This window comes from Brachybacterium sp. NPDC056505, from assembly GCF_042794925.1.
GTDB classification, from domain to species: domain Bacteria; phylum Actinomycetota; class Actinomycetes; order Actinomycetales; family Dermabacteraceae; genus Brachybacterium; species Brachybacterium kimchii.
In genome coordinates this window covers 78435-100170 of the sequence record NZ_JBHTSV010000007.1, presented here as the reverse complement: position 1 = coordinate 100170, position 21736 = coordinate 78435, and the positions used below count along the sequence as shown (strand labels likewise).

At 72.0% G+C, this 21736-nt stretch carries 20 protein-coding genes and 1 tRNA gene; 9 read left to right on the top strand and 12 right to left on the bottom strand.

The features are described 5' to 3' along the window. Nucleotides 1-52: 52 nt before the first annotated feature. Nucleotides 53-916 carry an SMP-30/gluconolactonase/LRE family protein gene (locus ACFQ53_RS06980; protein ID WP_377857286.1) on the bottom strand — a complete coding sequence of 288 codons (864 nt, stop codon included), beginning with the start codon at nucleotides 914-916 and terminating at the stop codon, nucleotides 53-55. Nucleotides 917-1060: 144 nt separating this feature from the next. On the opposite strand from ACFQ53_RS06980, the gene ACFQ53_RS06975 reads away from it, so the two are divergent. After that, entirely contained in the window at nucleotides 1061-2569 is a 1509-nt protein-coding gene (locus ACFQ53_RS06975; RefSeq protein ID WP_377857283.1) for a sulfatase-like hydrolase/transferase, read from the top strand. Between the two features lie 91 nt (nucleotides 2570-2660). Here the strand turns inward: ACFQ53_RS06975 and ACFQ53_RS06970 are convergent, their stop codons facing one another. The 3 genes from ACFQ53_RS06970 to ACFQ53_RS06960 all read right to left on the bottom strand — a co-directional run bounded on the left by ACFQ53_RS06970 (nucleotide 2661) and on the right by ACFQ53_RS06960 (nucleotide 5824). Then, entirely contained in the window at nucleotides 2661-3368 is a 708-nt protein-coding gene (locus tag ACFQ53_RS06970; protein WP_377857280.1) for a CE1759 family FMN reductase, read from the bottom strand. A gap of 76 nt (nucleotides 3369-3444) precedes the next feature. Next, nucleotides 3445-4599, bottom strand: a complete 1155-nt coding sequence (locus tag ACFQ53_RS06965; RefSeq protein ID WP_377857277.1) for an LLM class flavin-dependent oxidoreductase — start codon at nucleotides 4597-4599, stop codon at nucleotides 3445-3447. A gap of 319 nt (nucleotides 4600-4918) precedes the next feature. Further along, nucleotides 4919-5824, bottom strand: coding sequence for a hypothetical protein (locus ACFQ53_RS06960; RefSeq protein ID WP_377857274.1), 906 nt, complete (start codon nucleotides 5822-5824; stop codon nucleotides 4919-4921). Between the two features lie 276 nt (nucleotides 5825-6100). On the opposite strand from ACFQ53_RS06960, the gene ACFQ53_RS06955 reads away from it, so the two are divergent. Both ACFQ53_RS06955 and ACFQ53_RS06950 read left to right on the top strand, forming a co-directional pair. Continuing rightward, the gene (locus tag ACFQ53_RS06955) at nucleotides 6101-8161 is read left to right on the top strand and encodes an alpha/beta fold hydrolase (RefSeq protein WP_377857271.1); all 2061 of its coding nucleotides are present in this window, start codon (nucleotides 6101-6103) and stop codon (nucleotides 8159-8161) included. Between the two features lie 295 nt (nucleotides 8162-8456). Further along, entirely contained in the window at nucleotides 8457-9338 is an 882-nt protein-coding gene (locus tag ACFQ53_RS06950) for a sugar phosphate isomerase/epimerase family protein (protein WP_377857269.1), read from the top strand. Nucleotides 9339-9390: 52 nt separating this feature from the next. On the opposite strand, the gene ACFQ53_RS06945 is transcribed toward ACFQ53_RS06950, so the two are convergent. Continuing rightward, nucleotides 9391-9894, bottom strand: coding sequence for an OsmC family protein (locus ACFQ53_RS06945; RefSeq protein ID WP_377857266.1), 504 nt, complete (start codon nucleotides 9892-9894; stop codon nucleotides 9391-9393). Between the two features lie 236 nt (nucleotides 9895-10130). Here ACFQ53_RS06945 and ACFQ53_RS06940 point away from each other — a divergent pair, with 236 nt between their 5' ends. Further along, on the top strand, nucleotides 10131-10766 hold the full coding sequence (locus ACFQ53_RS06940) for a hypothetical protein (protein WP_377857263.1): 636 nt from the start codon (nucleotides 10131-10133) through the stop codon (nucleotides 10764-10766). A gap of 43 nt (nucleotides 10767-10809) precedes the next feature. On the opposite strand, the gene ACFQ53_RS06935 is transcribed toward ACFQ53_RS06940, so the two are convergent. From ACFQ53_RS06935 to ACFQ53_RS06915, 5 genes are all read right to left on the bottom strand, one after another. Next, nucleotides 10810-11028: a hypothetical protein gene (locus tag ACFQ53_RS06935; RefSeq protein ID WP_377857260.1), complete on the bottom strand. Its 219-nt coding sequence runs from the start codon at nucleotides 11026-11028 to the stop codon at nucleotides 10810-10812. 99 nt (nucleotides 11029-11127) lie between these two features. After that, nucleotides 11128-11553, bottom strand: a complete 426-nt coding sequence (locus ACFQ53_RS06930; RefSeq protein ID WP_377857257.1) for a HEAT repeat domain-containing protein — start codon at nucleotides 11551-11553, stop codon at nucleotides 11128-11130. Nucleotides 11554-11625: 72 nt separating this feature from the next. Then, a tRNA-Ser gene (locus tag ACFQ53_RS06925) sits at nucleotides 11626-11713 on the bottom strand. Nucleotides 11714-11843: 130 nt separating this feature from the next. After that, a complete protein-coding gene (locus ACFQ53_RS06920) occupies nucleotides 11844-11954 on the bottom strand; it encodes a methionine/alanine import family NSS transporter small subunit (protein ID WP_377857254.1) in 111 nt (36 codons plus the stop codon). Next, nucleotides 11954-13837: a sodium-dependent transporter gene (locus ACFQ53_RS06915; RefSeq protein ID WP_377857252.1), complete on the bottom strand. Its 1884-nt coding sequence runs from the start codon at nucleotides 13835-13837 to the stop codon at nucleotides 11954-11956. Before ACFQ53_RS06915 ends, ACFQ53_RS06920 begins: the two co-directional genes overlap by 1 nt. Before the next feature lie 255 nt (nucleotides 13838-14092). On the opposite strand from ACFQ53_RS06915, the gene ACFQ53_RS06910 reads away from it, so the two are divergent. The 5 genes from ACFQ53_RS06910 (at nucleotide 14093) to ACFQ53_RS06890 (ending at nucleotide 19221) form a co-directional block, all read left to right on the top strand. After that, nucleotides 14093-15511, top strand: a complete 1419-nt coding sequence (locus ACFQ53_RS06910) for an amidohydrolase (RefSeq protein WP_377857249.1) — start codon at nucleotides 14093-14095, stop codon at nucleotides 15509-15511. Nucleotides 15512-15613: 102 nt separating this feature from the next. Then, a complete protein-coding gene (locus ACFQ53_RS06905) occupies nucleotides 15614-17257 on the top strand; it encodes an AbgT family transporter (RefSeq protein WP_377857246.1) in 1644 nt (547 codons plus the stop codon). Nucleotides 17258-17358: 101 nt separating this feature from the next. Continuing rightward, nucleotides 17359-17763: a CidA/LrgA family protein gene (locus ACFQ53_RS06900; RefSeq protein ID WP_377857243.1), complete on the top strand. Its 405-nt coding sequence runs from the start codon at nucleotides 17359-17361 to the stop codon at nucleotides 17761-17763. Next, a complete protein-coding gene (locus ACFQ53_RS06895) occupies nucleotides 17760-18470 on the top strand; it encodes an LrgB family protein (protein ID WP_249477358.1) in 711 nt (236 codons plus the stop codon). Before ACFQ53_RS06900 ends, ACFQ53_RS06895 begins: the two co-directional genes overlap by 4 nt. An 85-nt stretch (nucleotides 18471-18555) precedes the next feature. Continuing rightward, complete coding sequence (locus tag ACFQ53_RS06890; RefSeq protein ID WP_377857240.1) at nucleotides 18556-19221, top strand: MerR family transcriptional regulator; 666 nt, start codon at nucleotides 18556-18558, stop codon at nucleotides 19219-19221. Between the two features lie 76 nt (nucleotides 19222-19297). On the opposite strand, the gene ACFQ53_RS06885 is transcribed toward ACFQ53_RS06890, so the two are convergent. Together ACFQ53_RS06885 and ACFQ53_RS06880 are read right to left on the bottom strand one after the other, a co-directional pair. Then, complete coding sequence (locus tag ACFQ53_RS06885; protein WP_377857387.1) at nucleotides 19298-19747, bottom strand: DUF779 domain-containing protein; 450 nt, start codon at nucleotides 19745-19747, stop codon at nucleotides 19298-19300. A gap of 410 nt (nucleotides 19748-20157) precedes the next feature. Next, nucleotides 20158-21681 carry an aldehyde dehydrogenase family protein gene (locus tag ACFQ53_RS06880; RefSeq protein WP_377857237.1) on the bottom strand — a complete coding sequence of 508 codons (1524 nt, stop codon included), beginning with the start codon at nucleotides 21679-21681 and terminating at the stop codon, nucleotides 20158-20160. Nucleotides 21682-21736 lie beyond the last annotated feature (55 nt).

Genomic DNA, 21736 nt, shown 5'->3' with positions numbered 1-21736 from the left:
TGAAGGGGCCGTCGTCCCGCGCTCGTGATCGGCCGACGATGGCATCACGCCCTCACCCACCGAACACCAGCTCCTCGGCGACTCCGCTGACGCCCGGCTCGACCGCGAACAGGGACCCTGCCGCGGGGTCCTCGCCCTCGGGCAGGTTCTCCCTGCTGGTGGTGAGGTACAGGGTCGTCAGGCCCTCGCCGCCGAAGGTGCAGGCGGTGACCTGGCGGGCGCCCACCTCGATGCGCTCGGCCACGGTGCCGTCGGCCTCGAGGCACAGGGCCCGGCCGGCGCCGTTCATCGCGACCCACACGCGGCCCCCGGCATCGACGGTGAGGCCGTCGGGGTGGCCGTCCTCGTCGTCCAGGTCGCGGAAGGTACGTCGGTCGACGAACCCCGCGGTCTCGTCCCAGTCCAGGACGTCGACGCGGCCGGTGGGGGTGTCCACGTAGTACCCGTGCGCGTGGTCGGGGGACATCGCCAGCCCGTTGGAGATCGTGACGTCGTCCCATGCGCGGATCGCCGTGCCGTCGGTGCCGAGCCGCCACATCGAGGCCGCTCCCTCGGTGCGGTCGTAGGCCATGGAGCCGCACCAGAAGGTGCCGTCGGGCGCGATGGCCCCCTCGTTCATCCGCACGGGCTCGTCCCACAGTGAGGGTAGGACGGTGATCGTGCCGTCAGGATCCTGCAGGCCGAAGCCCTTCTCGAGGGCGAGCACGGCGCCGCCGCCGCGACGGGGGCGCACGCAGGCGACCACCGGGCTGCCGGTCGCCGTCCGGGTGATCGCCCCGGTGCGCGGATCCAGCTGCAGGTACTCCCCGGCGAGCATGTCCACCCAGCGCAGGGCGCCGGCCCCACCCCAGCTCGCGGACCAGATCGGGCCCTCGCCGTGGTAGCAGAGGGAGTCGGTGAGGCGAGCGGCGTGCATGGATCCTCCTGGTCGGCGCGCGAAGGGCACCAGGCTATCCGCGCACCAGGAGGGGGCGCACCGATGCGGTCCCGTCTAAGCTGTGCGGGCGACGCGAGGGCGCGCAGCTGCGGGGAGCGGCCCCGCGCGGAGAGGTCGACGACGATGTCCCGGAGCACCCCTGAGCACAGGCGGAACCGGCACGGGCTCGGTCGCCGCCCGAACGTGCTGCTGATGGTGACCGACGACCAGGGGGCGTGGGCGCTCGGCTCGTCGATGCCCGAGCTGCACACCCCCGCGCTGGACCGTCTGCAGCGCGAGGGGACCACGCTCGACCGATTCTTCTGCGCCTCCCCGGTGTGCTCCCCGGCCCGCGCGAGCCTGATGACCGGCAGGATGCCCTCGGCCCACGGCATCCACGACTGGCTGGCCCCCGAGGCGCTCGCGCGCGCCGGAAGCCCGGAGCACCCGGTGGACCCGGACTTCCCCGCCCGCGCGGAGGGCGCCGATTCACTTGGTGCCATGTTCTCCCGCGCCGGATACCGCTGCGGGATGGTCGGCAAGTGGCACGTGGGCTCCTCGGACTGCCCGGCCGAGGGCTTCGAGTACTGGTACGCCCACCAGCTCGGCGGCGGCCCCTACTACGGGGCACCGATCTGGGCGCAGGAGCCCGACGGCCTGCCGGCGATTCCTGCCGTCCCCACCGTCGAGCCGCGCTATCTCACCGAGGCCATCACCGAGCGCTCGGTCGACTTCCTGGACGGCTCGATCGGGCAGGGTGCCGACGACGACCGGCCGTTCTTCCTCCAGGTCAGCTGGGCCGCGCCCCACGACCCCTGGGACCCGGGGAACCACCCCGAGGATCTCCTGGACCTCTATGCGGACACCGACTTCCCCTCCGTGCCGCGCGACGAATGGCATCCCTGGTTCGTGCGCGAGAACTTCCCCGCGGTGATCGAGGACCGGCGGCCGTCGATCGCCGGCTACTGCGCGGCACTCAGCGGCGTGGACCGCAGCATCGACGCACTGAGGGCACGGCTCGAGGAGGCCGGGGTCCTCGACGACACGATCGTCGTGTTCACCTCGGACAACGGCTTCTCCTGCGGCCACCACGGCATCTGGGGCAAGGGCAACGGCACCTGGCCGCTGAACTTCTGGGAGCCCTCGATCGCCGTCCCTTTCATCGCCCGTTGGCCCGGGAGGATCTCCGTCGGGGCGGTCGATCACGAGCCGACCTCGGCTACGAGTCTGCTCGAGACGCTCGCCGAGCTCGCGGGCGTCGAGCCGCGCGAGGACCCGCTGCGCGCCGGACGCTCCGTCGCGTCGCGGCTGTGCGCCGAGGCGGCGCAGGAGGACGGCGCGAAGGCCCCCGCGGGCGAGGATCTCGGGGAGGAGGCCGAGCCGATCGTCATCCACGACGAGTACGGCGCGAACCGCATGATCCGCACCCGGCGCTGGAAGCTCGTGGTGCGCCGCGACGGCCCGACGGAGCTCTACGACCTGCGCGAGGACCCGCAGGAGCGGCGCGATCTCTCGGACGACCCCGCCCACGTGCAGCAGCTCGAGATCCTCCGTGCGCGGCTCGGCTCCTGGTTCGCCGACCACGTGCTCCCCGGACTCAGCGGCTGGCGCGTCGACGTCGACGGCAGCGGTCAGGACCGCCCGCTCGGCTGACGGGTCGGCGCCGACGGGACCGAGTCGGCCGAGGTGACGGGGCTGAGGGGTGCAGCCGACGGGCCCCGGATCCGCAGGGGTCGGCGGATGGTCAGTGGCCCAGCAGGCGGTCCATTGGCACGAAGTCCTCGAACTCGGGGTCCAGAGGTGAGCCGCCGGACGCACTGGCGCGGGAGGCGCTGTCGGCCGTGCTCGCAGCCTCGTCCGAGCCGCCGCTGGTGCTCCCATGCTCGCCGATCCCGGCGCCGAGCATCGTGGCGAGCTCCCCGCCCGCGCGGTGCGCCCTCTCGGCCAGCGGATCCTGCGAGGACTCGGCGGCCGAGGCGCCGCCGAAGTCGGCCGAGGCCGCGAACACGGCCGTCGGCACCATCTCCGCGCGCAGGTACGAGAACATCGGCCGGATCGCGAAGTCCAGTGCCAGGGAGTGGCGGGCCGTCCCGGCGGTCGCGCCGAGCAGCACGGGCTTGCCGCGCCACAGGTCCTTGTCGAGCGCGTCGATGAGCAGCTTGAACAGGCTCGACGGGCCGACGTTGAAGATCGGGGTCACCGCGATCACCGCGTCGGCCTCCTTGATCGCCTGGACCACGGGGCGCAGGCGCTCGCCGGGGAAGTGCGAGAGCAGGGCATCGGTGAGGTCATGGGCATGCTCGCGCAGCTCGATCGTGGAGGCCTCGACCTCGGCCCCCGAGGCCTCGAGCGCGACGCGCGCGGCGGCCGTGAGCTGGTCGGCGAGCATGCGGGTCGAGCTCGGGGTCGACAGGCCCGCAGTGAGGGTCAGGACGCGGTAGGCGCGGGGCACGGTGGCCTCCTTCGGTGAGGTGGCGGAGCGACGGACGACGAGTGGACGGACGACGGGATGCGACGGCCCGTCCGCGTCAGCCGCGGTCCTCGGCGCGCAGACCGGTCCAGTTGTCGCCCGTCTCGAAACGGTACGACGCATCGAAGGCGCCGTTCTCGGCGTCTCGCGCCGCGACCATCGCGGCGTGCGTCGGCCCCTCGGAGACGTCGGCCGGGCGACGCGCCTCGAGCTCGCGGCGCAGGACGGGGACGACCTCGGTGCCCAGCAGCTCGATCTGCTCGAGGACGGTCTGGCGGGGGAGGCCCGCGTGGTCCATGAGGAACAGCTGGCGCTGGTAGTCGCCGACGGCGTCGGCCATGCCCAGGTAGCGCTCGACGACCTGCTCGGGCGAGCCGACGGTCAGCGGCGTCTGCTTCGTGAAGTCCTCCATCGTGGGGCCGCCGCCGTAGACCGGCGCATTGTCGAAGTAGGGGCGGAACTCCGCGATCGCGTCCTGGGAGTTCTTGCGCATGAAGGCCTGGCCGCCGAGCCCGACGATCGCCTGCGAGGCCTTGCCGTGGCCGTAGTGCTCATAGCGCTCGCGGTACAGCTGCACCATCTGCTTCGTGTGGCTCATGGGCCAGAAGATGTTGTTGTGCAGGAACCCGTCGCCGTAGTAGGCGGCCTGCTCGGCGATCTGCGGGGAGCGGATCGAGCCGTGCCACACGAAGGGCGCCACGCCGTCGAGCGGGCGAGGGGTCGAGGTGAACTGCTGCAGCGGGGTGCGGAACTCGCCCTGCCAGTCCACGACGTCCTCGCGCCACAGGCGGTGCAGCAGGTCGTAGTTCTCGATCGCGAGCTCGAGGCCCTTGCGGATGTCCTTGCCGAACCACGGGTAGACGGGGCCCGTGTTGCCGCGCCCCATCACCAGATCCACGCGGCCGTTCGTGAGGTGCTGGAGCATCGCGTAGTCCTCGGCGATCTTCACCGGGTCGTTCGTGGTGATCAGCGTGGTCGCGGTCGAGAGGATGAGGTCCTTCGTCTGCGCGCCGATGTACGCGAGGGTCGTGGTGGGGGAGGAGGTGACGAAGGGCGGGTTGTGGTGCTCGCCGATCGCGAAGACGTCCAGGCCCACCTGCTCGGCGAGCTTCGCCTCCTCGACCATGAGCTCGAGGCGCTCGTGCTCGGTGGGCACGCGTCCCGTGGTGGGGTCGGGCGTGATGTCCGCGATGGTGAAGATTCCGAACTGCATGACGGCCTCCTGGGCTCTGCGTCTGAAGATGGTTCAACATTAAACTACTTTGGAGGCGGCGGCAAGCACGGTGGATGGTGGGACACAGCGGGGGTGCTGACCTGCGGGTTCAGGTGAGCCTTGTGGGCATGGCATGGCGTGGCGTGGCGTGGAGGTGGCGTGTCGTGGAGGTGGCGGGGTGTGCGTGCGCTTCGGTGTCTCTCCGTGAGGTCTCGAGCCCATATGGCCGTTGAGGTCTCACTGGGCGACATCGAAGGGGGCGCCGACGACGGTCGGCGGCGCGCGGCGGCACGCGGCCGGCGGCGCGCGGCCGACCGGCTCAGCTCACGTCGGAGGACTCGGCCGTCCAGGAGTTGCAGGCGCCGAGGTCGCCCTCGCTCTCCAGGCCCGCGCGGATCCAGGCGTCCTGCGAGTCCTCGGAGATCGTGGGGTCGGTGTTGTCCTTCCGCGCAGGAGCGTCGAGCACGGACTTCTGCAGGGCGGCCGACGGCCGGGCCCCGTCGGGAAGCTGCATCACGGTCGCCGCCGCCATGCACTGGTTCTGCAGGACGTAGCGGCGGTGCGCCTCGTCCTGCGCCTTCTGGTCGTCGCCGGCCTCGTCGTCCAGGTGCTGGTAGTAGAGGCCGATGCTGGACTGCCACATGACCGTCGTCTGCTGCACCAGGGCGAGCCCCCACATCAGGTGGGCGGGGTAGTCCTCGGCGGGGTCCTTGGAATCGGAGGCGTCGTAGTCGGCGGGCCAGTAGATGGTGTTGTCGAGGTTGCACACGCGCGGGTAGTCGCGCTCGAAGGTGTCCTTGTCGCAGCTGGACTTCGGCACGTCGGGCCAGCTGTAGACCACGATGCTCGGCGTCGCCCACGGCATCGAGCGGTCCGAGCTCGCGGTCGACCACACCTGCGTCAGGCACGACTCGCCGGCGTTGAGGAAGGCCTCGAGCTCCTCGTCGCTGTGCTTCGCCGCGAGCTTCGGGAGGTCGCACTCGTCCGCGGTCGGCAGGGTGCCGCGCGTGAGCGGGTTCGTCTGCAGGACCTCGCGCGTCTCCTGCTCGCTCAGCGTGAGCTTCTCGTAGGGGTCGGCCGGAGTGAACGGCGGAGGCGTCTCCGGCGGCTTCGAGGAGGAGTCGGAGGAGGACGTCGCCGAGGGATCCGCCGACGCCACGTCATCCCCGCGCTGGCTGAGGATCACGGCGAGCGCTCCGCCGCCGATCGCGATGAGAAGCAGCACGAGGCACCCGCAGACCCCCACGATCCAGGGGCCGACGGGGCGACGGGGCGGAGCGGGTTGTCCGGGCTGGGTCGCAGGAGCGGCGCCGGGCTCGTGCGGAAGCCCGGACGGTGGCTGCTGTCCGTGCGGCGATCCCGGTCCCTGCGTCATGGCTCCCCCTCGTGGCGCGTGCGGCACTCCAGCCCAGAGCGTACCCAGGTGCCGCGTCAGCACAGAGCGTACTCACGAGGGCGGGCCGGGCCCGCGCGCGCACCCGCTCTGGCAGGATTGCTGGCCATGACGCATCGGAGCATCACTGCACTGCTGGACGCCCGCCGCCTCGCGGGGCTGGAGACGACGCCGGGCGGGAGGATCGTCGCGAAGGTCTCGGCCCCGGACGCGAAGGGCGCCTCCTTCCGCAGCTCGCTCGTGGAGCTCCTCGAGGACACCGTGCTTCCCCTGACCCGGGGAAACGCGTCCGTGGGCTCGGTGGCCCTCGCCGAGGACGGCACCACACTCTTCACCGCCCAGCGCGTGGGGGAGGACGGCGAGGAGGCCGACGACGCCCAGCTCTGGGCCCTGCCCCCGCGCGGAGAGGCCCGGGAGGTCGCCTCCCGTCCCGGCGGCTTCGGGGGACTGCACCTCGCCGACGGCGTGCTCGTCGCCGAGATCGACGTCCACTCACAGGCGTCCGACGAGGCAGGGCACGCACGCCTCTCCCGCGAGCGCAAGAAGGCCGAGGTCAGCGCCGCCCTTCATGACGGCTTCCCGACCCGCCACTGGGACCACGACCTGGGCCCCGCCCGCAGCGTGCTCGCCGTCGCGACCCTCCCCGAGGACCTCTTCTCCGCCACGGCGACCGCCCAGGCTGGTCAGGGTGCGTCGGCCGACCAGTCCCCGTCGGCCGATGACGACGACGCCCCTCGCCGCCAGGTCCTCCACTTCCGGCACCTGGAGATGCCGCCCGGGCGGCTGAGCGCGTGGAGCGCGGACCGGCAGGGACGCCGCGCGCTCGCGGCGATGACCGACTCGCTCGACGAACGCCTGGGCGTCGGCCGCCTCTACCTGCTCGACCTCACGGGGACGCATGCCCCGCTGCTGCTGCGCGACGCCACGAACGAGATCGAGTTCTGGCCCGGCGAGTTCAGCCCCGACGGGACGCGCGTGCTCATCTCGCGCGAGCGCACCTGGACACAGACCGCCTCCGCCCGCTCGCGCGCCGAGGTGCTCGACCTCGCCACCGGCGAGAGCCGCGGGATCTGGCCCGAGCTGGACCGGGACCCCCACCTCACCTGGGTCGACGGGGATACCCTCGTGGGCGCGGGCGATGACGAGGGACGCGGATCCGTGTGGGTCGGCGGCTCCGGCGAGGCCGCCCCTCGCCGACTCGCCGGCGGACCGGACCAGGAGGTCTCCTTCGCGCAGCTCGCCGTCGCGGGCGGTGCGGCCGTCGCCTCGGCCTCCGGGATCGCCGTCGCCCCGCACCCCGTGCGCATCGACCTGGCGAGCGGCGAGATCACGGACCTGCCGAACCCCGCCGACGCCGTCGGGCAGCCCGGCACCCTCACCGAGGTCTCGGCCACCGCCCAGGACGGCACGGCGCTGCGCGCCTGGCTGCGTCTGCCCGCGGGCGAGGGCCCGCACCCGCTGGTCGTCTTCGCGCACGGCGGGCCCTGGGGATCCTGGAACGCCTGGACCTACCGCTGGAACCCCGGTCCCTTCGTCGACGCGGGCTATGCCGTGCTGCTGCCGGACCCGGCGATCTCCACTGGCTACGGACAGGAGATGATCGACCGCGGCCAGCACGAGCTCGGCGGCGCTCCGTTCACCGACATCATGGCGCTCGCGGACGCGACGATCGCCCGCGCGGACATCGACGCCGAGCGCACCGCCTTCGCGGGCGGCTCCTACGGCGGGTACATGGCGAACTGGGTGGCCGGGCACACCGGCGACCGCTTCCGCTGCGTGGTCACCCACGCCTCGCTGTGGGACACGGCATCGATGGGCCGCACCACCGACAACGCCGGCTGGGAGCGGCCGATGCGCGAGCAGAACCAGCGCTTCAACCCCAAGGACTCGGTCGCCCAGATCCAGGTGCCGATGCTCGTGATCCACGGCGACAAGGACTACCGCGTGCCGATCTCGCAGGGCCACGCGCTCTGGTACGACCTGCACGAGTTCTCCGCCACGCCGCGCGACGATCAGGGCCGCACCCGCCACCGGTTCCTCTACTTCCCCGACGAGGGTCACTGGATCACCGGTCGCGGCAATGCGCAGGTCTGGTACGAGACGTTCCTCGGGTTCCTCGACGAGCACGTCCGCGGCATCGCCTGGGACCGCCCCGCGACGCTGGGTTGAACGGCTCCGGCCGGGCCTCACGCCCCCGGAACAGAAAGCGCCCCGGCCCGTCCCCACGGGCCGGGGCCATCCCTTTCCCCGGTGCTGCGGGTCAGGCGGGAGCCTCTCCTCAGTGGCTCGCCGCTCCGTCAGCACCTGGGATATACATAACCGCTCCCAGCCTGGCAGGCGCTGAACGCGAGCTGTCGGTTCCCTATGCGAGCGGCCGGGCGGTGGCGGACGCGGCCTTTGTACACTCGTACGCATCCATGGCAGTGCGCATCGCAGCGCTGCCGCCGCGAAGAGGCGAGAACCCATGAGCACCCACCACGACCTGCTGGCCTCCTGCTGGACATGGGCGGGGGACGTCGGCCCCCGCGATGAGGATCAGCGCAGCCCCGTGCCTCTCCCGGAGCGGATCGAGGCCCTCGCCGCCTCGGGCTGGCGAGGCGCGGGGATCCAGCACGCCGATCTCGTGGAGCTGCGCGACACGATCGGTCTTCCCCGACTGCGCGCACAGCTTGAGGACGCCGGCATCGAGCGCATCGAGCTCGAGTTCCTCAGCGACTGGTGGGAACAGGGCGCGGCTCGCGCGGCCTCGGACCGTCAGCTCGACGACTTCCTCGAGGCCGCGGCGCAGCTCGGAGCCCCCGCCCTGAAGATCGGCGCATGCCACCTCGGCGCCGATCGCTCCGGGGTGCCGGACCCCGCGGCCTTCGCCGCGGATCTGCACCGGGTCGCCGAGCGCGCCGACGCCTTCGGCGTCACCCTGGCCCTCGAGGCGATGGCGGACACCAACCTGCCGACCTTCGGCGACGCGGTCGACCTCATCCGCGCCGTGGGCCATCCGCGTGCCGGGCTCGCCGTGGACATCTTCCAGCTCGCGAGATCCGGCGACGACGACTTCACGCTCCTGCCCGCGCTCCTGGAGGGCGTCCCGGTCGCCGTGGTCGAGCTCGGTGACGCGCCCGTGGGTGCCGGCGGCGTCGCTCCGCGCTGCCTCCCGGGCCGCGGGGATCTCGACATGGCGGCCTTCGTGGTGGCGATGACCGACGCGGGCTGGACGGGCTTCTGGGGCGTCGAGATCATCGCCGACGAGCTGCGGGCGCTGCCCGTCGCGCAGGGGCTCGCCGAGGTCCGTACGGGGGTCGACGTCGCTCTCGCGCGCGCCCAGCAGATCCTCGACGCGCGCCCCTGAGCCTCCGTCGCCCCTGCGGCGGCTCGGACCTCGTCGGCCGCCGCGAGGGTGATCAGCCCCGGGGCGGCGGCACGACCTCGAGAGCACCCGAATCGGCACGGCCGAGGAGTCGGGAGACCGGGCAGCGCGCGTGCGCGGCCTCCGCGAGATGGCGGGCCTCGTCCTCGCCCACGTCCTCGATGCTCACCAGGGCGCGCGGCGCGAAGCGGTAGCCGCCCGAGGGGTCGAAGTGCAGGCTGACCTCGACGTGCACATGGGTCGCGGCGTCGATCCCCTGCTCGCGCAGCACCGCCTTGAGGGTCTCGCCCAGGCACGTGCTCCACGCCATCGCGAGGAACTGCTCGGGATTCGAGCCGGTGGCATCGGCCGACGGACCGCCCGTGGGCAGCGTGGGTCCGTTCTCGACGCGGACCTCGCCCGCCGTGCCGCCGACGTTCTCCACGTGCGCGGTGTACAGAGCGCGGTTGTACTTCTCGGGGAGGGCGTCGGGGGCCGTGGCCGCGGATGCTCCCGCGGTGGTGGCCGCGGTCGGGGAGTGTCCGGATGCTTCCGCCATGGCCCCAGGGTAGACGCGGCCGAGGGAGTCGCGGCCGGGGAGGTCATGGCCGACGGGTGAGCGCCTTCCTACGCACCGGCGGTGCTGCCGGCGCCGTCCACGCGCTCGTCACCCCCGTGACATCGGGGGTTCGCCGAGCGTGCGGTCGACGCCGGGTGCTCGATAACCTGGTCGAAGACCGCTGATGGACGTGCGTCGCCTGCCCGCAGGGGCGCACTCGGAGAAGGGACGGGCCGATGAGTGCGCAGGAGACCTCGGCGGTCCGACCGGAAGGCGCGCCAGAAGATCGTGCGCCGCAGGACGCCCCGCCCTGCCTCCGGCGTCTGATCGACGAGATCCGCGAGGCGGTCGCGCCCGGCGGCGACGCCGCCGAGACGTCGCGGCGCGTGACCCGCACCCTGGAGCGGCACCTCGCCGTGCCGGACCTGCTGCCTGCGGAGGCCCGCGTCGCGGACCCCGAGCGCTACCGGCAGAACATCGTCCACGTCGAGCCCGACGGCAGCTTCTCGATCGTCGCGCTGGTATGGCTCCCTGGACAGCAGACTCCCGTGCACGACCACATCTCCTGGTGCGTGGTGGGCGTCTACGAGGGCGAGGAGGCCGAGATCCGGTACCGGGTCGAGGACGCCGCTGGGGACGAAGTGCGCCTCGCCGACGGCCAGATGCCGGCCCCGGAGGGCGGCCTGCGGCTCGTGCGCACTGCGGAGGTGACCAACCCCAATGGCAGCGCCGACGGCTTCGCCCCGCCCGGGGACCTCCATCGGGTCTGGAACGCGGGGGAGGGCACCGCGATCTCCATCCATGTCTACGGCGCCGACATCCGGGAGCTCGGCTCGAGCATCCGGCGGACCTACGACCTGCCGGAGCGCTGAGGGGCGGGCTGCACGACACGGACGACGCCGACGTCGGTGCTTCTCAGTCGTAGAGAGCCTCCCGGACGACATGTGCGGAGCCGACGTCCATGGACTCTCCCACCTCCATACGATCCAGGCACCACCGCAGATGCCAATGCGGTTCACGATCGGCGTTCGCGAACCCGTTGTCCAGCAGGAAGGTCGCGGTGGCGCCCGTTCCCATGAGTTCGAGCTCCCTCTCCGGGGTGACGATCGAAAAGGCCCCCGCTCCGTCTGCCATCCTCCAGCACCTCCACGTTCCTGCGTCGACTGCGATCTCATCTCATCCGTGGCGTGGAATGCTCCGTCCCCGAGAGGACGGAGCGCCGCGCCGAATCGATCAGCCGGGGCGACCCAGCGCTCGCCCCGCCGCGGCGCGCACGCGGGGATGCCCGTCCTGTCGGAGCCGCTCGAGCGCCGCCTCGGCGCCGCAGCGCGAGGTCGCCCTGGCGGCGAGGACCTTCGCGGCCATCTCCCGCGCCCGCCAGTGCGTGTCGGCGGTCGCCGCGACCACGGCCGACTCCGCGGAAGCGGACCAGGCGTAGAGGAGGGCGCGCAGGGCCCAGGTGCGCACCCAGTACCCGCGGGGGCCGTCCGATCTGCCGGCGAGGACGGGGCCGGCGGAGTTCCCGCCGAGCACCTCGATCAGCTCCACGTCGATCCCGCCGTCCCCGAGGATCGACAGGCATCGGCCGACGAAGGCCTCCTCGCCCTCGCGCGAGACCGCGGCGGCGATGCGCCGGCGGGGCGTGGACTCCTGTGCCATGGGGCTCATCGTGCCACCGGCGGATGCAGAACGCCCCTGATCCGCGACGTGGCGGATCAGGGGCGTTCCCTGTGGCGGAGGATGGGGGATTTGAACCCCCGAGGGCTTTCACCCAACACGCGTTCCAGGCGTGCGCACTAGGCCGCTATGCGAATCCTCCATTGCTCGTAGAGCAGGAGACACACTACCGGAGGACCCCGGGTGGTGCGAGCCGGCCCCGGCCCGGCCGGGTGCATGTCACACCCGGCCGGACCGACGGGACTGTGCCGCGGGGGCCTCCGGCGTCGGAGTCAGTCCTCCGGCTCCTCCGGATGACGCACGATGTTCACGACAGCGGCGACGAGACCGCCCCAGACGGTGACGATCGCGACGCACAGCATGACGATGGCCGATGCCGACATCAGTTCCCTCCTTCCTGCGCGGCGCGGTGGGTGTTGCCGGACCCCGTCGGCCCGTCGGACCTCGTCGGCCCGTCGGACCTCGTCGGTCCGTCGGAGCCCGCCGGGCCCGAGGGCCCGCTGCGGCCGGTCGCGATCGCACTCGCGGCGAGCTCCTGGGCCCCGTCCGCTCCGCCGGTGCCGCGGGCGGACCCGGCTCCGGAGACCTGCGGTGGGCGCAGCTCCTGTGGGGTGCCGGGCAGCGCGCCGTCATCGATCACGACGCGGGTGCCGGGCGCGGCGAGCACGCTGTCGGTGACCACGGGCGGGGCGATCGGGTCGCCATCGGAGTCCGGACGGTCCTTGTTGGAGTTCGCCGGCCAGGGCGCCAGCGAGAGCACAATCGCGATCACCACGAGGGCGACCGCCATGCCCCAGCCGAACACGTTCACGAACCAGCCCGGGTACTCCGAGTAGGGCTTGTCGGCCGTCAGCAGCTGCACTGCCGAGAGCACCATCGTCACGCCCAGGACCAGCGGCGCGATCACCTTCACGCAGGTCTCCCAGCCGATGCCGAGGCGGAAGGTGCCCTTGAAGTTCAGGTGGCCGCGCAGCGTGGGCAGGCCGCGCACGATGTAGCCGAGAGCGATCGTCGAGACCAGCGCGGCGCCGACGATCCCGTAGGAGTTCACGAAGTTGTCGAGCGTGTCCAGCAGCGCGAGGCCCATCGTGGTCGGGAACAGCAGCGTCGAGCCGATCGCCATCGGCAGCAGCACCACCAGCGTGCCGGGCACTCGCGAGAGCCCGAACTTGTCCTGCACCGCGGAGACGATCACCTCGATGATCGAGACCAGCGAGGTGAAGCCCGCGAGCACCAGCGACCCGAAGAACAGCACGCCGATCAGGGCGCCGCCGGGAGCCTGGGAGATGATCGTCGGGAAGGCGATGAACGCGAGCCCGATGCCGTCGGTGACGACGTCCTGGACCTGCACTCCCTGCGCCTGCGCCATGAAGCCCAGCGCCGAGAACACGCCGATGCCGGCGAGGATCTCGAAGCTCGAGTTCGCGAAGCCCACCACGAGACCCGATCCGGTGAGGTCAGTTTTCTTCTTGAGGTACGAGGAGTAGGTGAGCATGATGCCGAACGCCACGGACAGCGAGAAGAAGATCTGCCCGTAGGCGGCGATCCACACGGCCGGATCCGCGAGCGCCGCCCAGTTCGGCTGGAACAGCGCGTTCAGGCCCGTCATCGCGCCCGGCAGGAACAGGGCGCGCACCACGAGGATCACGAACATGACCACGAGCAGCGGGATGAAGATCATCGAGGTCTTCGCGATCCCGCTCTCCACGCCAAGGGCGAGGGTGATGATCACGGCGACCCACACCAGCAGGATCGTCACCAGCACCGGACCCACGTAGTCGAAGGAGATGCCCGCGTCGGCCCCCATGAGCGAATGGGTGAACTGGCCGAAGAAGTAGCCCTCCGCGTCATCGCCCCATTTCTGGCCGACCGAGAACACCATGTAGTTCAGGGACCAGGCGATGATCAGCGCGTAGTAGGCGCCGATGATCACGCAGATCAGCACCTGCCACCAGCCGATGAACTCGGTCCAGCGCTTGAGGCGGCGCCACGCCAGCGGCGCCGAGCCGCGCCAGCGGTGGCCGATCGCGTAGTCGACGAACAGCAGCGGGATGCCGGCGGTGAGCAGGGCGATCAGGTAGGGGATCATGAACGCCCCGCCGCCGCCCTCGTAGGCGGCGGCCGGGAAGCGCCAGATGTTGCCGAGGCCGACGGCGCTGCCGATCGCCGCGAAGATGAAGGCCGAGCGGCCGCTGAACGCGCCGCGGTTCGCGCGCTCGCGCTGCGGCGCGTCGCCGCCCGCGGCGCTGGCTGGGGAGGAGGACATGGGATGCCTTCCGCATGGAGGAGTAGAGGACGACGGTGCGCGGGGCTGGTGCGCCCCGGGGCGCGCGACGGGCTCCGGGCCCGGGCGGGCAGGAGCAGATCCGCGGCGCACGCTGAGCGTGCACCTTAAGGGATATGCGGCGTTCCGGGCACGCGAGGACCACTGGTCGGGCCGAGGAGGGCGGGGCCGGCCCGACCGGACCGTGGGGCGCGAGCGGAGCGCCGCGGGACGGAGAGGTTCCATTAGGGTCTGACCATGACCGATGCCGACCTGCAGTCCCACGGCCACAGCGACGCGACCGGCGCGCCCGTCCCCGACGCCCCGGGCCTGCCCACCGAGAGTCCGGTCCCCGCGTCGGCCGCCTACCTCGAGGAGCTCGACGCGGCGCGCGAGCAGGCGATGCGCACCACGTCCCACCCCGGCTCCGCGTTCGCGGGCGCGGGGGAGGAGCTGCACGCCCGCCTCGAGGAGGCCGTCGCGGCCGACGCCGACGCCATGGTCGACCTGCTCGTGGACCTCGCCGCGCACCCCGAGACCGCCTTCGAGGAGCACCGCTCGGCCGCCGTGATCGCCGCCGTGCTCGAGGACCATGCGCTGGCCCCCGAGGTCGGCGTGCACGGTCTGAAGACCGCGATCCGTGCGGAGATCAGCGGCGCCTCCACCCCGGAGTCGCCCACGATCGCGATCTGCGCCGAGTACGACGCCCTGCCGGGAGTGGGACACGGCTGCGGCCACAACGTGATCGCCGCGATGGGCGTGGGCGCCTTCCTCGCCCTCGCACGGCTCGCGGCCACGGACCCCGCGGCCGTCCCCGGCCGGGTCGTGCTGCTGGGCACCCCCGCCGAGGAGGGCCACACGGGCAAGGAGTACATGGCCCGCGAGGGCGCCTTCGACGGCCTCGACGCCGCCGTCATGGCCCACCCGTACCCCGGCTACGACCTCGCTGACCAGGCATGGCTGGGCCGGCGCACCCTCACCGTCGTCTTCCACGGCCACACGGCCCACGCCTCCGCGCAGCCGTTCATGGGGCGCAACGCCCTGGACGCCGCGAACCTCATGTACCAGGGGATCGGGCTGATGCGTCAGCAGACCCCGCCGTCGGACCGGATCCACGCGGTGATCCGCGAGGGCGGGGAGCGGGCCAGCGTCATCCCCGACACCGCCCGCCTGGACCTCTACGTGCGCTCCCTGGCGCCCTCCACGCTGCGGGACATCTCGCGCCGCGTGGAGGACGCGGCCCGCGGCGCCGCGCTGATGACCGGCTGCGGCGTCGAGATCCGCTGGGACGAGCACCCGCCCTCGCTCCCGGTGCGCACGAACGAGGCGCTCACCGGGCGCTGGGTCGAGGCGCAGCGCCGGCGCGGGCGGGACCCGCTGCCGCGCGGCGTGGTCTCCGAGACCCTCGCCGCCTCCACCGACTTCGGCAACGTGAGCTTCCGGGTGCCCGGCATGCACCCGGTCATCCACGTCGCCGGCGCCGACACCGCCCTGCACACGTGCGAGTTCGCCGAGGCTGCCACCGGGGACCTCGCCCGCGCCTCCGCGGCCGACGGCGCCTTCGGCCTCGCCGCGACCGTGCTCGACATGCTCCACGACGCCGAGCTCGCCGCCGCCGTGCGTGAGGAGTTCGAGGCCGCCGGCGGTGCGATCGACGTGCCCCACTACTTCGACTGACCGCGTACCCGGTCGAACGGCCCCCGTCGATCGACCGACCCCGCCGGAAGCCACCGTCGGCCGACGCCCGTCGACCGACCCGTCCCGCCCCGAGGAGAGACGATGAGCAGCCCTTCCCCGCGCCCCGTCGGCCCTGCCCCCGATGGGCCCGCCCCCGACGACTCCGCCGCGCGCCTGACCCGCACCGATCGTCTGCTGAACGTCGTCGAGCGGCTGGGCAACAGGCTGCCCGAGCCGTTCATGCTGTTCCTGATCCTCTTCGCGATCACCGGGATCGTCTCCACCGCGATGGCGCTGGCCGGGGTGAAGGTGAGCGTGCCCGGCTCCGACGAGGTCACCGTCATCAAGGGCCTGTTCACCGGGGAGGGGATGGCCTGGCTGACCACGAGCCTGGGCGAGAACTATCTGGGGTTCCCGCCGCTGGTCACCGTGATGCCGATCCTGCTGGGCATCGGCATCGCCCAGCACTCCGGGCTGCTCGCCGCCGGGATCCGCGCGATGTTCGGCTCCTCCCCGGCGTGGCTCCTGCCCTACGTGGTGGGCATCGTGGGCGTGGTCGCCTCGATCATGTCCGACTCGGCCTTCGTGGTGGTGCCGCCACTGGCCGCGCTCGTGTTCAAGGCCGCCGGCCGGCACCCCGTCGCGGGACTCCTGGGCGGTTTCGCGGCGGCCGGCGCCGGCTACTCCACGAACCTCGTGCCCACGAGCCTGGACGCCCTGTTCGCGGGCATCACGAACTCCGTGATCGAGACCGTCTCCGGGCTCGGCGCGACCACGGTGAACCCGGTGTCGAACTGGTGGTTCAACATCGCCTCCTCGATCGTGCTGGCCCTGATCGCCGGTTTCATCATCGACCGCGTCATCGAGCCGCGCCTGGTGCGCCAGGACATCCCGCGCGACGAGACCATCGAGGAGGACGCCGACGGACAGGCCCCGGAGACCTCGGGCGAGTCCTCCGAGCAGATGCGCGCCGCGCTCTCACGGCCGGAGAAGCGGGGCCTGCTGCTCACGGTCCTCGCCGGCCTCGTGCTCACCGCGATCGTGCTGCTCGCCGCGCTCGTGCCCGGCTCCCCGTGGCGCAACGAGGACGGCGGCTTCCTGCCGTCATCCCCGCTGCTGGACTCGATCGTGTTCCTGGTGTTCCTCTACTTCGTGGTCCTGGGCAGCGTGTACGGGATGGCGACCGGCACCCTGCGCTCCACGCGCGACGCCGTGCGGATGATGACCGAGGCGCTCAAGGAGATGCTCCCGTTCATCGTCCTCGCCTTCATCCTGGGCAACTTCATCGCCCTGTTCAACTGGTCCGGCATCGGCTCCTGGATCGCTGTGACCGGCGCCGAGGGCCTCGAGCACATCGGACTCACCGGCTTCGGCGCCGTCGTCGGCTTCATTCTGCTCGCGAGCGTGCTGAATCTGTTCATCATCTCCGGCTCGGGCATGTGGACGATCATGGCCGCCGTGTTCGTGCCGATGTTCGCCCTGCTCGGCTACGAGCCCGCGTTCACGCAGGCCGCCTTCCGGGTGGGCGACTCCGCGACCCAGGTGATCACCCCCATGAACCCGTACATGGTCGTGCTGCTGGGCATGCTGAGGAAGTACGAGCCGTCCGCGGGACTGGGCAGCCTGTTCGCCCGCATGCTCCCGTTCGTGGTCCCCTTCTGGATCGCCTGGACGCTGATCCTCGCCCTGTTCTTCGCCTTCGACCTGCCGCTGGGCCCGGGCAACGGTATCCACCTGGGACAGTGAGCCGATGAGCGCGAGGGAGCCGATCGACGAGGGGTCGACGGGAGCCGGACCGATGGGGGGACGAGCCGGAGGAGGACGGGCGCGCGCCGCGGCCCGCGCTCGTGCCGCCCGTCCTGCTGGGCCTCGCAGTGCTGCTGGTCCTGCAGATGATCGGCCTCGCGCTCGCCGCTCTGCTGCACCTGCCGATCCCCGGAGTGGTGCTCGGACTCGTGCTGCTGGTGATCCTGGGGCTCGTGCCGCGCACCCGCGGGATCCTGCGCGTCGCCGAGCCCGCGGGCACCCCGCTGCTCGCGCACCTGCAGCTCCTGTTCGTCCCGCCGGGCGTCGGCGTGATCGTCGAGATGGGAGCGCTCGCCCGCAACGCCCTGCCGATCGCCCTCGCCGTCGGCGGGTCCTTCCTGCTCGCCCTGCTCGTCGTCGGCCGCGTGCTGCAGGCGCTGCTGCACCGGCAGGACCGTCGGCGCGGCGACGACGGGCATCAGCGGCTCGAGGGGAGCGGCGCATGAGCGACGCCGTCCGGACCGTCGTCCACCTGCCCATCTTCGGTCTCGTGCTCACCCTCGCCGTCTACCTCGGCGCCCTCTGGCTGCACCGTCGGACGGGCCGGCCCGCGCTGCTCACGCCGGTCTTCGTCACCGTGGTGGTGGTCGCCGCGGTGCTCGAGCTCGTCGGCCTGCCGTACGCGGAGTACCTCGAGCAGGTCACGGTGCTCACGCTGCTGTTGGGGCCCGCGACCGTGGCGCTCGCCCTGCCGCTGCTGGCGAACGGGCGGGCCCTGGCCCGCTCGGCCGGCTCCGTGCTGCTCGCGCTGATCACGGGCGCCGTGGTGAGCCTCGGGGTCACCGTGGGAGTGCTCCGCGCCTTCGGCACCGACCCGCAGATCCTGCGCTCCGTGCTGCCGCGCTCGGTGACCAGTCCCGTCGCCCTCACCCTCGCCGAGTCGCTGCAGGCCTCCGCCCCGCTGGCCGTGGTGCTCACGATCCTCTCCGGGATCCTCGGCGCCGTGTTCGCGCCGGTGCTGCTGAGCCTCGCCCGCGTGCAGGATCCGCGGGCGCGCGGCTTCGCCATCGGGCTCACGTCCCACGGGATCGGCACCTCCCGTGCGCTCGACGAGTCCCCTGTCACCGGCGGCTGGTCGAGCGCCGCCATGGTGCTGAACGCCTTGGCGATGACGCTCGTCCTGCCCCTGCTCGCGCCGTTCGTGTCCGGGTGAACGGTCGCACGCCGATCCCTGGCGCATACCTATGGTTGCCGATGGGTAATATCCAGAGGCCCAGACCGCCGGACGAGGACGTGACATGAGGATCTCCGAGCTTGCCGACACCACCGGCGTGCCCGTGGCGACCATCAAGTTCTACCTGCGGGAGAAGCTGCTGCCTCCCGGCCGGCTCACCTCCCGCACGAGCGCCGTCTACGACGAGGGCCACGTCGACCGCGTGCGCCTGATCCGCGCGCTCACCGACGCCGGCGGACTGAACATCGCGGCCGTGCGCCGCATCGTCGACGCCCTCGACTCCCCGCACCAGGAGCAGATCGACATGCTCGGCATCGCCCAGCGCACCCTCGCGGGCGAGACCGCGGAGGACGCCGAGACGGCGACCGTCGACGAGGACGCCGCCCGCTTCGCGCCCGGGAGGATCTCGCCCCGCGTGCGGGCGCTGGCCGAGCGCCGCGGCTGGACCGTCCTGGAGCGCTCCGACCCCCTCATGACCCGCCTCGAGCAGGCCTGGGCCGCCTGCGACCAGGCGCGCGTGCCGACGGGCGACGACCACATCGACGCCTACGCGGAGGCCATGTCCCTCGTGGCCGGAGCCGATATCGCCCACATGCCCCGCAGCACCGCCGAGGCCATGCGCATGGTCGTGGTGGGCACCGTCATGAGCCGCGGCCTGCTGGACGTGCTGCGCATGATCGAGCAGCGCGAGTCCGCGATCGCGCACGCGAAGGGACGCGGGCCGGAGTAGGACCAGGGACCCTCGGCCCGGCCGGAGGGTCCCGCGCGGTCGGCGGGGCCGACGGGGTCGACGGGGCCCGCGGGGCTCAGAGCTCCAGGCGCTCCCGCACCTGCGCGTCCTCCGGGAGCATCCGGGAACGGGTGAGGAATCGCTTGCCGTCGGGCGTCTCGAGGCTGAAGCCGCCGCCGCGCCCGTCGACGAGGTCGATCGTGAGGTGGGTGTGGCGCCAGTAGGCGAACTGCTCGCGGCTCATCCAGAAGTCGAGCGGGCTCCTGGTGCCATCGGGCAGGGGCACCTCCACGTGCCCCATGCGCACGTCCGCATCGCCGGTGAGGAAGTCGCCGGCCGGGTAGCACATGGGGGAGGAGCCGTCGCAGCAGCCTCCGGACTGGTGGAACATGAGGGGCCCGTTGCGGTCGATGAGCCGCTGGATCTGCTTGAGCGCAGCCTGGGTGAAGGCCACCCGGGAGAAGTCCTCGCCCTCGATCGTGGGCTCGGCCTCGAGCACGTCGTCGGCCGAGGTGGGCTCGGGCAGCGGGGGAGCGGGCGGCTGACCCGGCTGGGGTGCGGGCGTGGCCTCCGCGGCCGACGAGCTGCCGGGTGCGGGGGTCGGGTTCTCGGCGGAGGAATCCGTCATGATGCGCTCCTTCCGATGGGCGGCCTCCTGGGGAGACCGGTGCGCGGGATCTCGATGATCCCGCGCGGTGGGTGCCGGCGTGGACAGCAGCGCCGGTGGTCGCGGTGCGTGGCAGCCGGCGACCGGCAACCGGTGACCGGCGAGGCGACCGGCGACCGGCCGACAAGCGGCCGCGCCACGATCCCGCGAGAGGTGAGTTGACGTCCTCACAAGGGTGCTTTGACGACGACAACTCACCTCTCGCGAGCGATGGGGCCCCGGTCCGGGCCGGGATCCGGAGCCCGGGCCCGGGCCCGGGGGCGACGGGATCAGAAGAAGCCGAGCTCGTCGTCGGAGTAGGAGACCAGGAGGTTCTTGGTCTGCTGGTAGTGGTCGAGCATCATCAGGTGGTTCTCGCGGCCGATGCCGGAGGACTTGTACCCGCCGAATGCGCTGTGAGCAGGGTAGTTGTGGTAGTTGTTCACCCACACGCGGCCGGCCTGGATGGCGCGGCCGGCCCGGTAGACGGTGTTCTGGCTGCGCGTCCAGACGCCCGCGCCGAGCCCGTAGAGGGTGTCGTTGGCGATCGAGATCGCGTCGTCGTAGTCCGTGAACGAGGTCAGGGCCAGCACGGGGCCGAAGATCTCCTCCTGGAAGATGCGCATCGAGTTGTCGCCCTCGAAGATCGTCGGCGTCACGTAGTAGCCGCCGGACAGGTCCCCGCCGAGATCGGCGCGCTCGCCGCCGGTGAGGATCTTCGCGCCCTCCTGCGTGCCGATGTCGATGTAGGACAGGATCTTCTCGAGCTGGTCGTTGCTGGCCTGCGCGCCGATCTGGGTGTCCGTGTCCAGGGGGTTCCCCTGCTTCGTCGCCTTCACGCGCTCGAGACCGTCGGCCACGAACGAGTCGTAGATGCCCTTCTGCACGAGAGCGCGCGATGGGCACGTGCAGACCTCGCCCTGGTTCAGGGAGAACATCGCGAAGCCTTCGAGGGCCTTCGAGTAGTACGCGTCCTTCTCGCTCGCGACATCGTCGAAGAACAGGTTCGGGCTCTTGCCGCCCAGCTCGAGGGTCACGGGGATGAGGTTCTGCGAGGCGTACTGCATGATCAGGCGCCCGGTCGTGGTCTCGCCCGTGAAGGCGATCTTCGCGATCCGGCGGTTGGAGGCGAGCGGCTTGCCCGCCTCGGCGCCGAAGCCGTTGATGATGTTCAGGACGCCCTCGGGCAGCAGGTCCCCGATGAGGTCGATGAGGACCAGGATCGAGGCCGGGGTCTGCTCGGCGGGCTTGAGGACGATGCAGTTGCCGGCCGCGAGGGCCGGGGCGATCTTCCACGTCGCCATGAGCAGCGGGAAGTTCCAGGGGATGATCTGGCCGACCACGCCGAGGGGCTCGTGGAAGTGGTACGCGACGGTGTCGTCGTCGATCTGGGAGAGCGTGCCCTCCTGGGCGCGGATCGCGCCCGCGAAGTAGCGGAAGTGATCCACCGCGAGCGGCAGGTCCGCGTTCAGGCACTCTCGGATGGGCTTGCCGTTGTCCCAGGTCTCGGCGACCGCGAGGGTCTCGAGGTTCTCCTCGATGCGGTCGGCGATCCTGTTGAGCACGACGGCGCGCTCGGCGACCGACGTCTTCCCCCAGGCGGGGGCGGCCTTGTGCGCCGCGTCGAGCGCGAGCTCGACGTCCTCGGCGGTCGAGCGGGCGACCTCGCAGAACACCTCGCCCGTCACCGGGGTCGGGTTCTCGAAGTACTCGCCCTTGACCGGGGGCACCCATGTGCCGCCGATAAAGTTGTCGTAGCGGGAGGCGAAGGAGACCTTCGCCCCGTCGGTCCCGGGTCGTGCATAGACGGTCATGACTCTCCTCGTCGAGATCGGTTCCATCGGTGGTCGCGCCCGGGGAGCACATCGC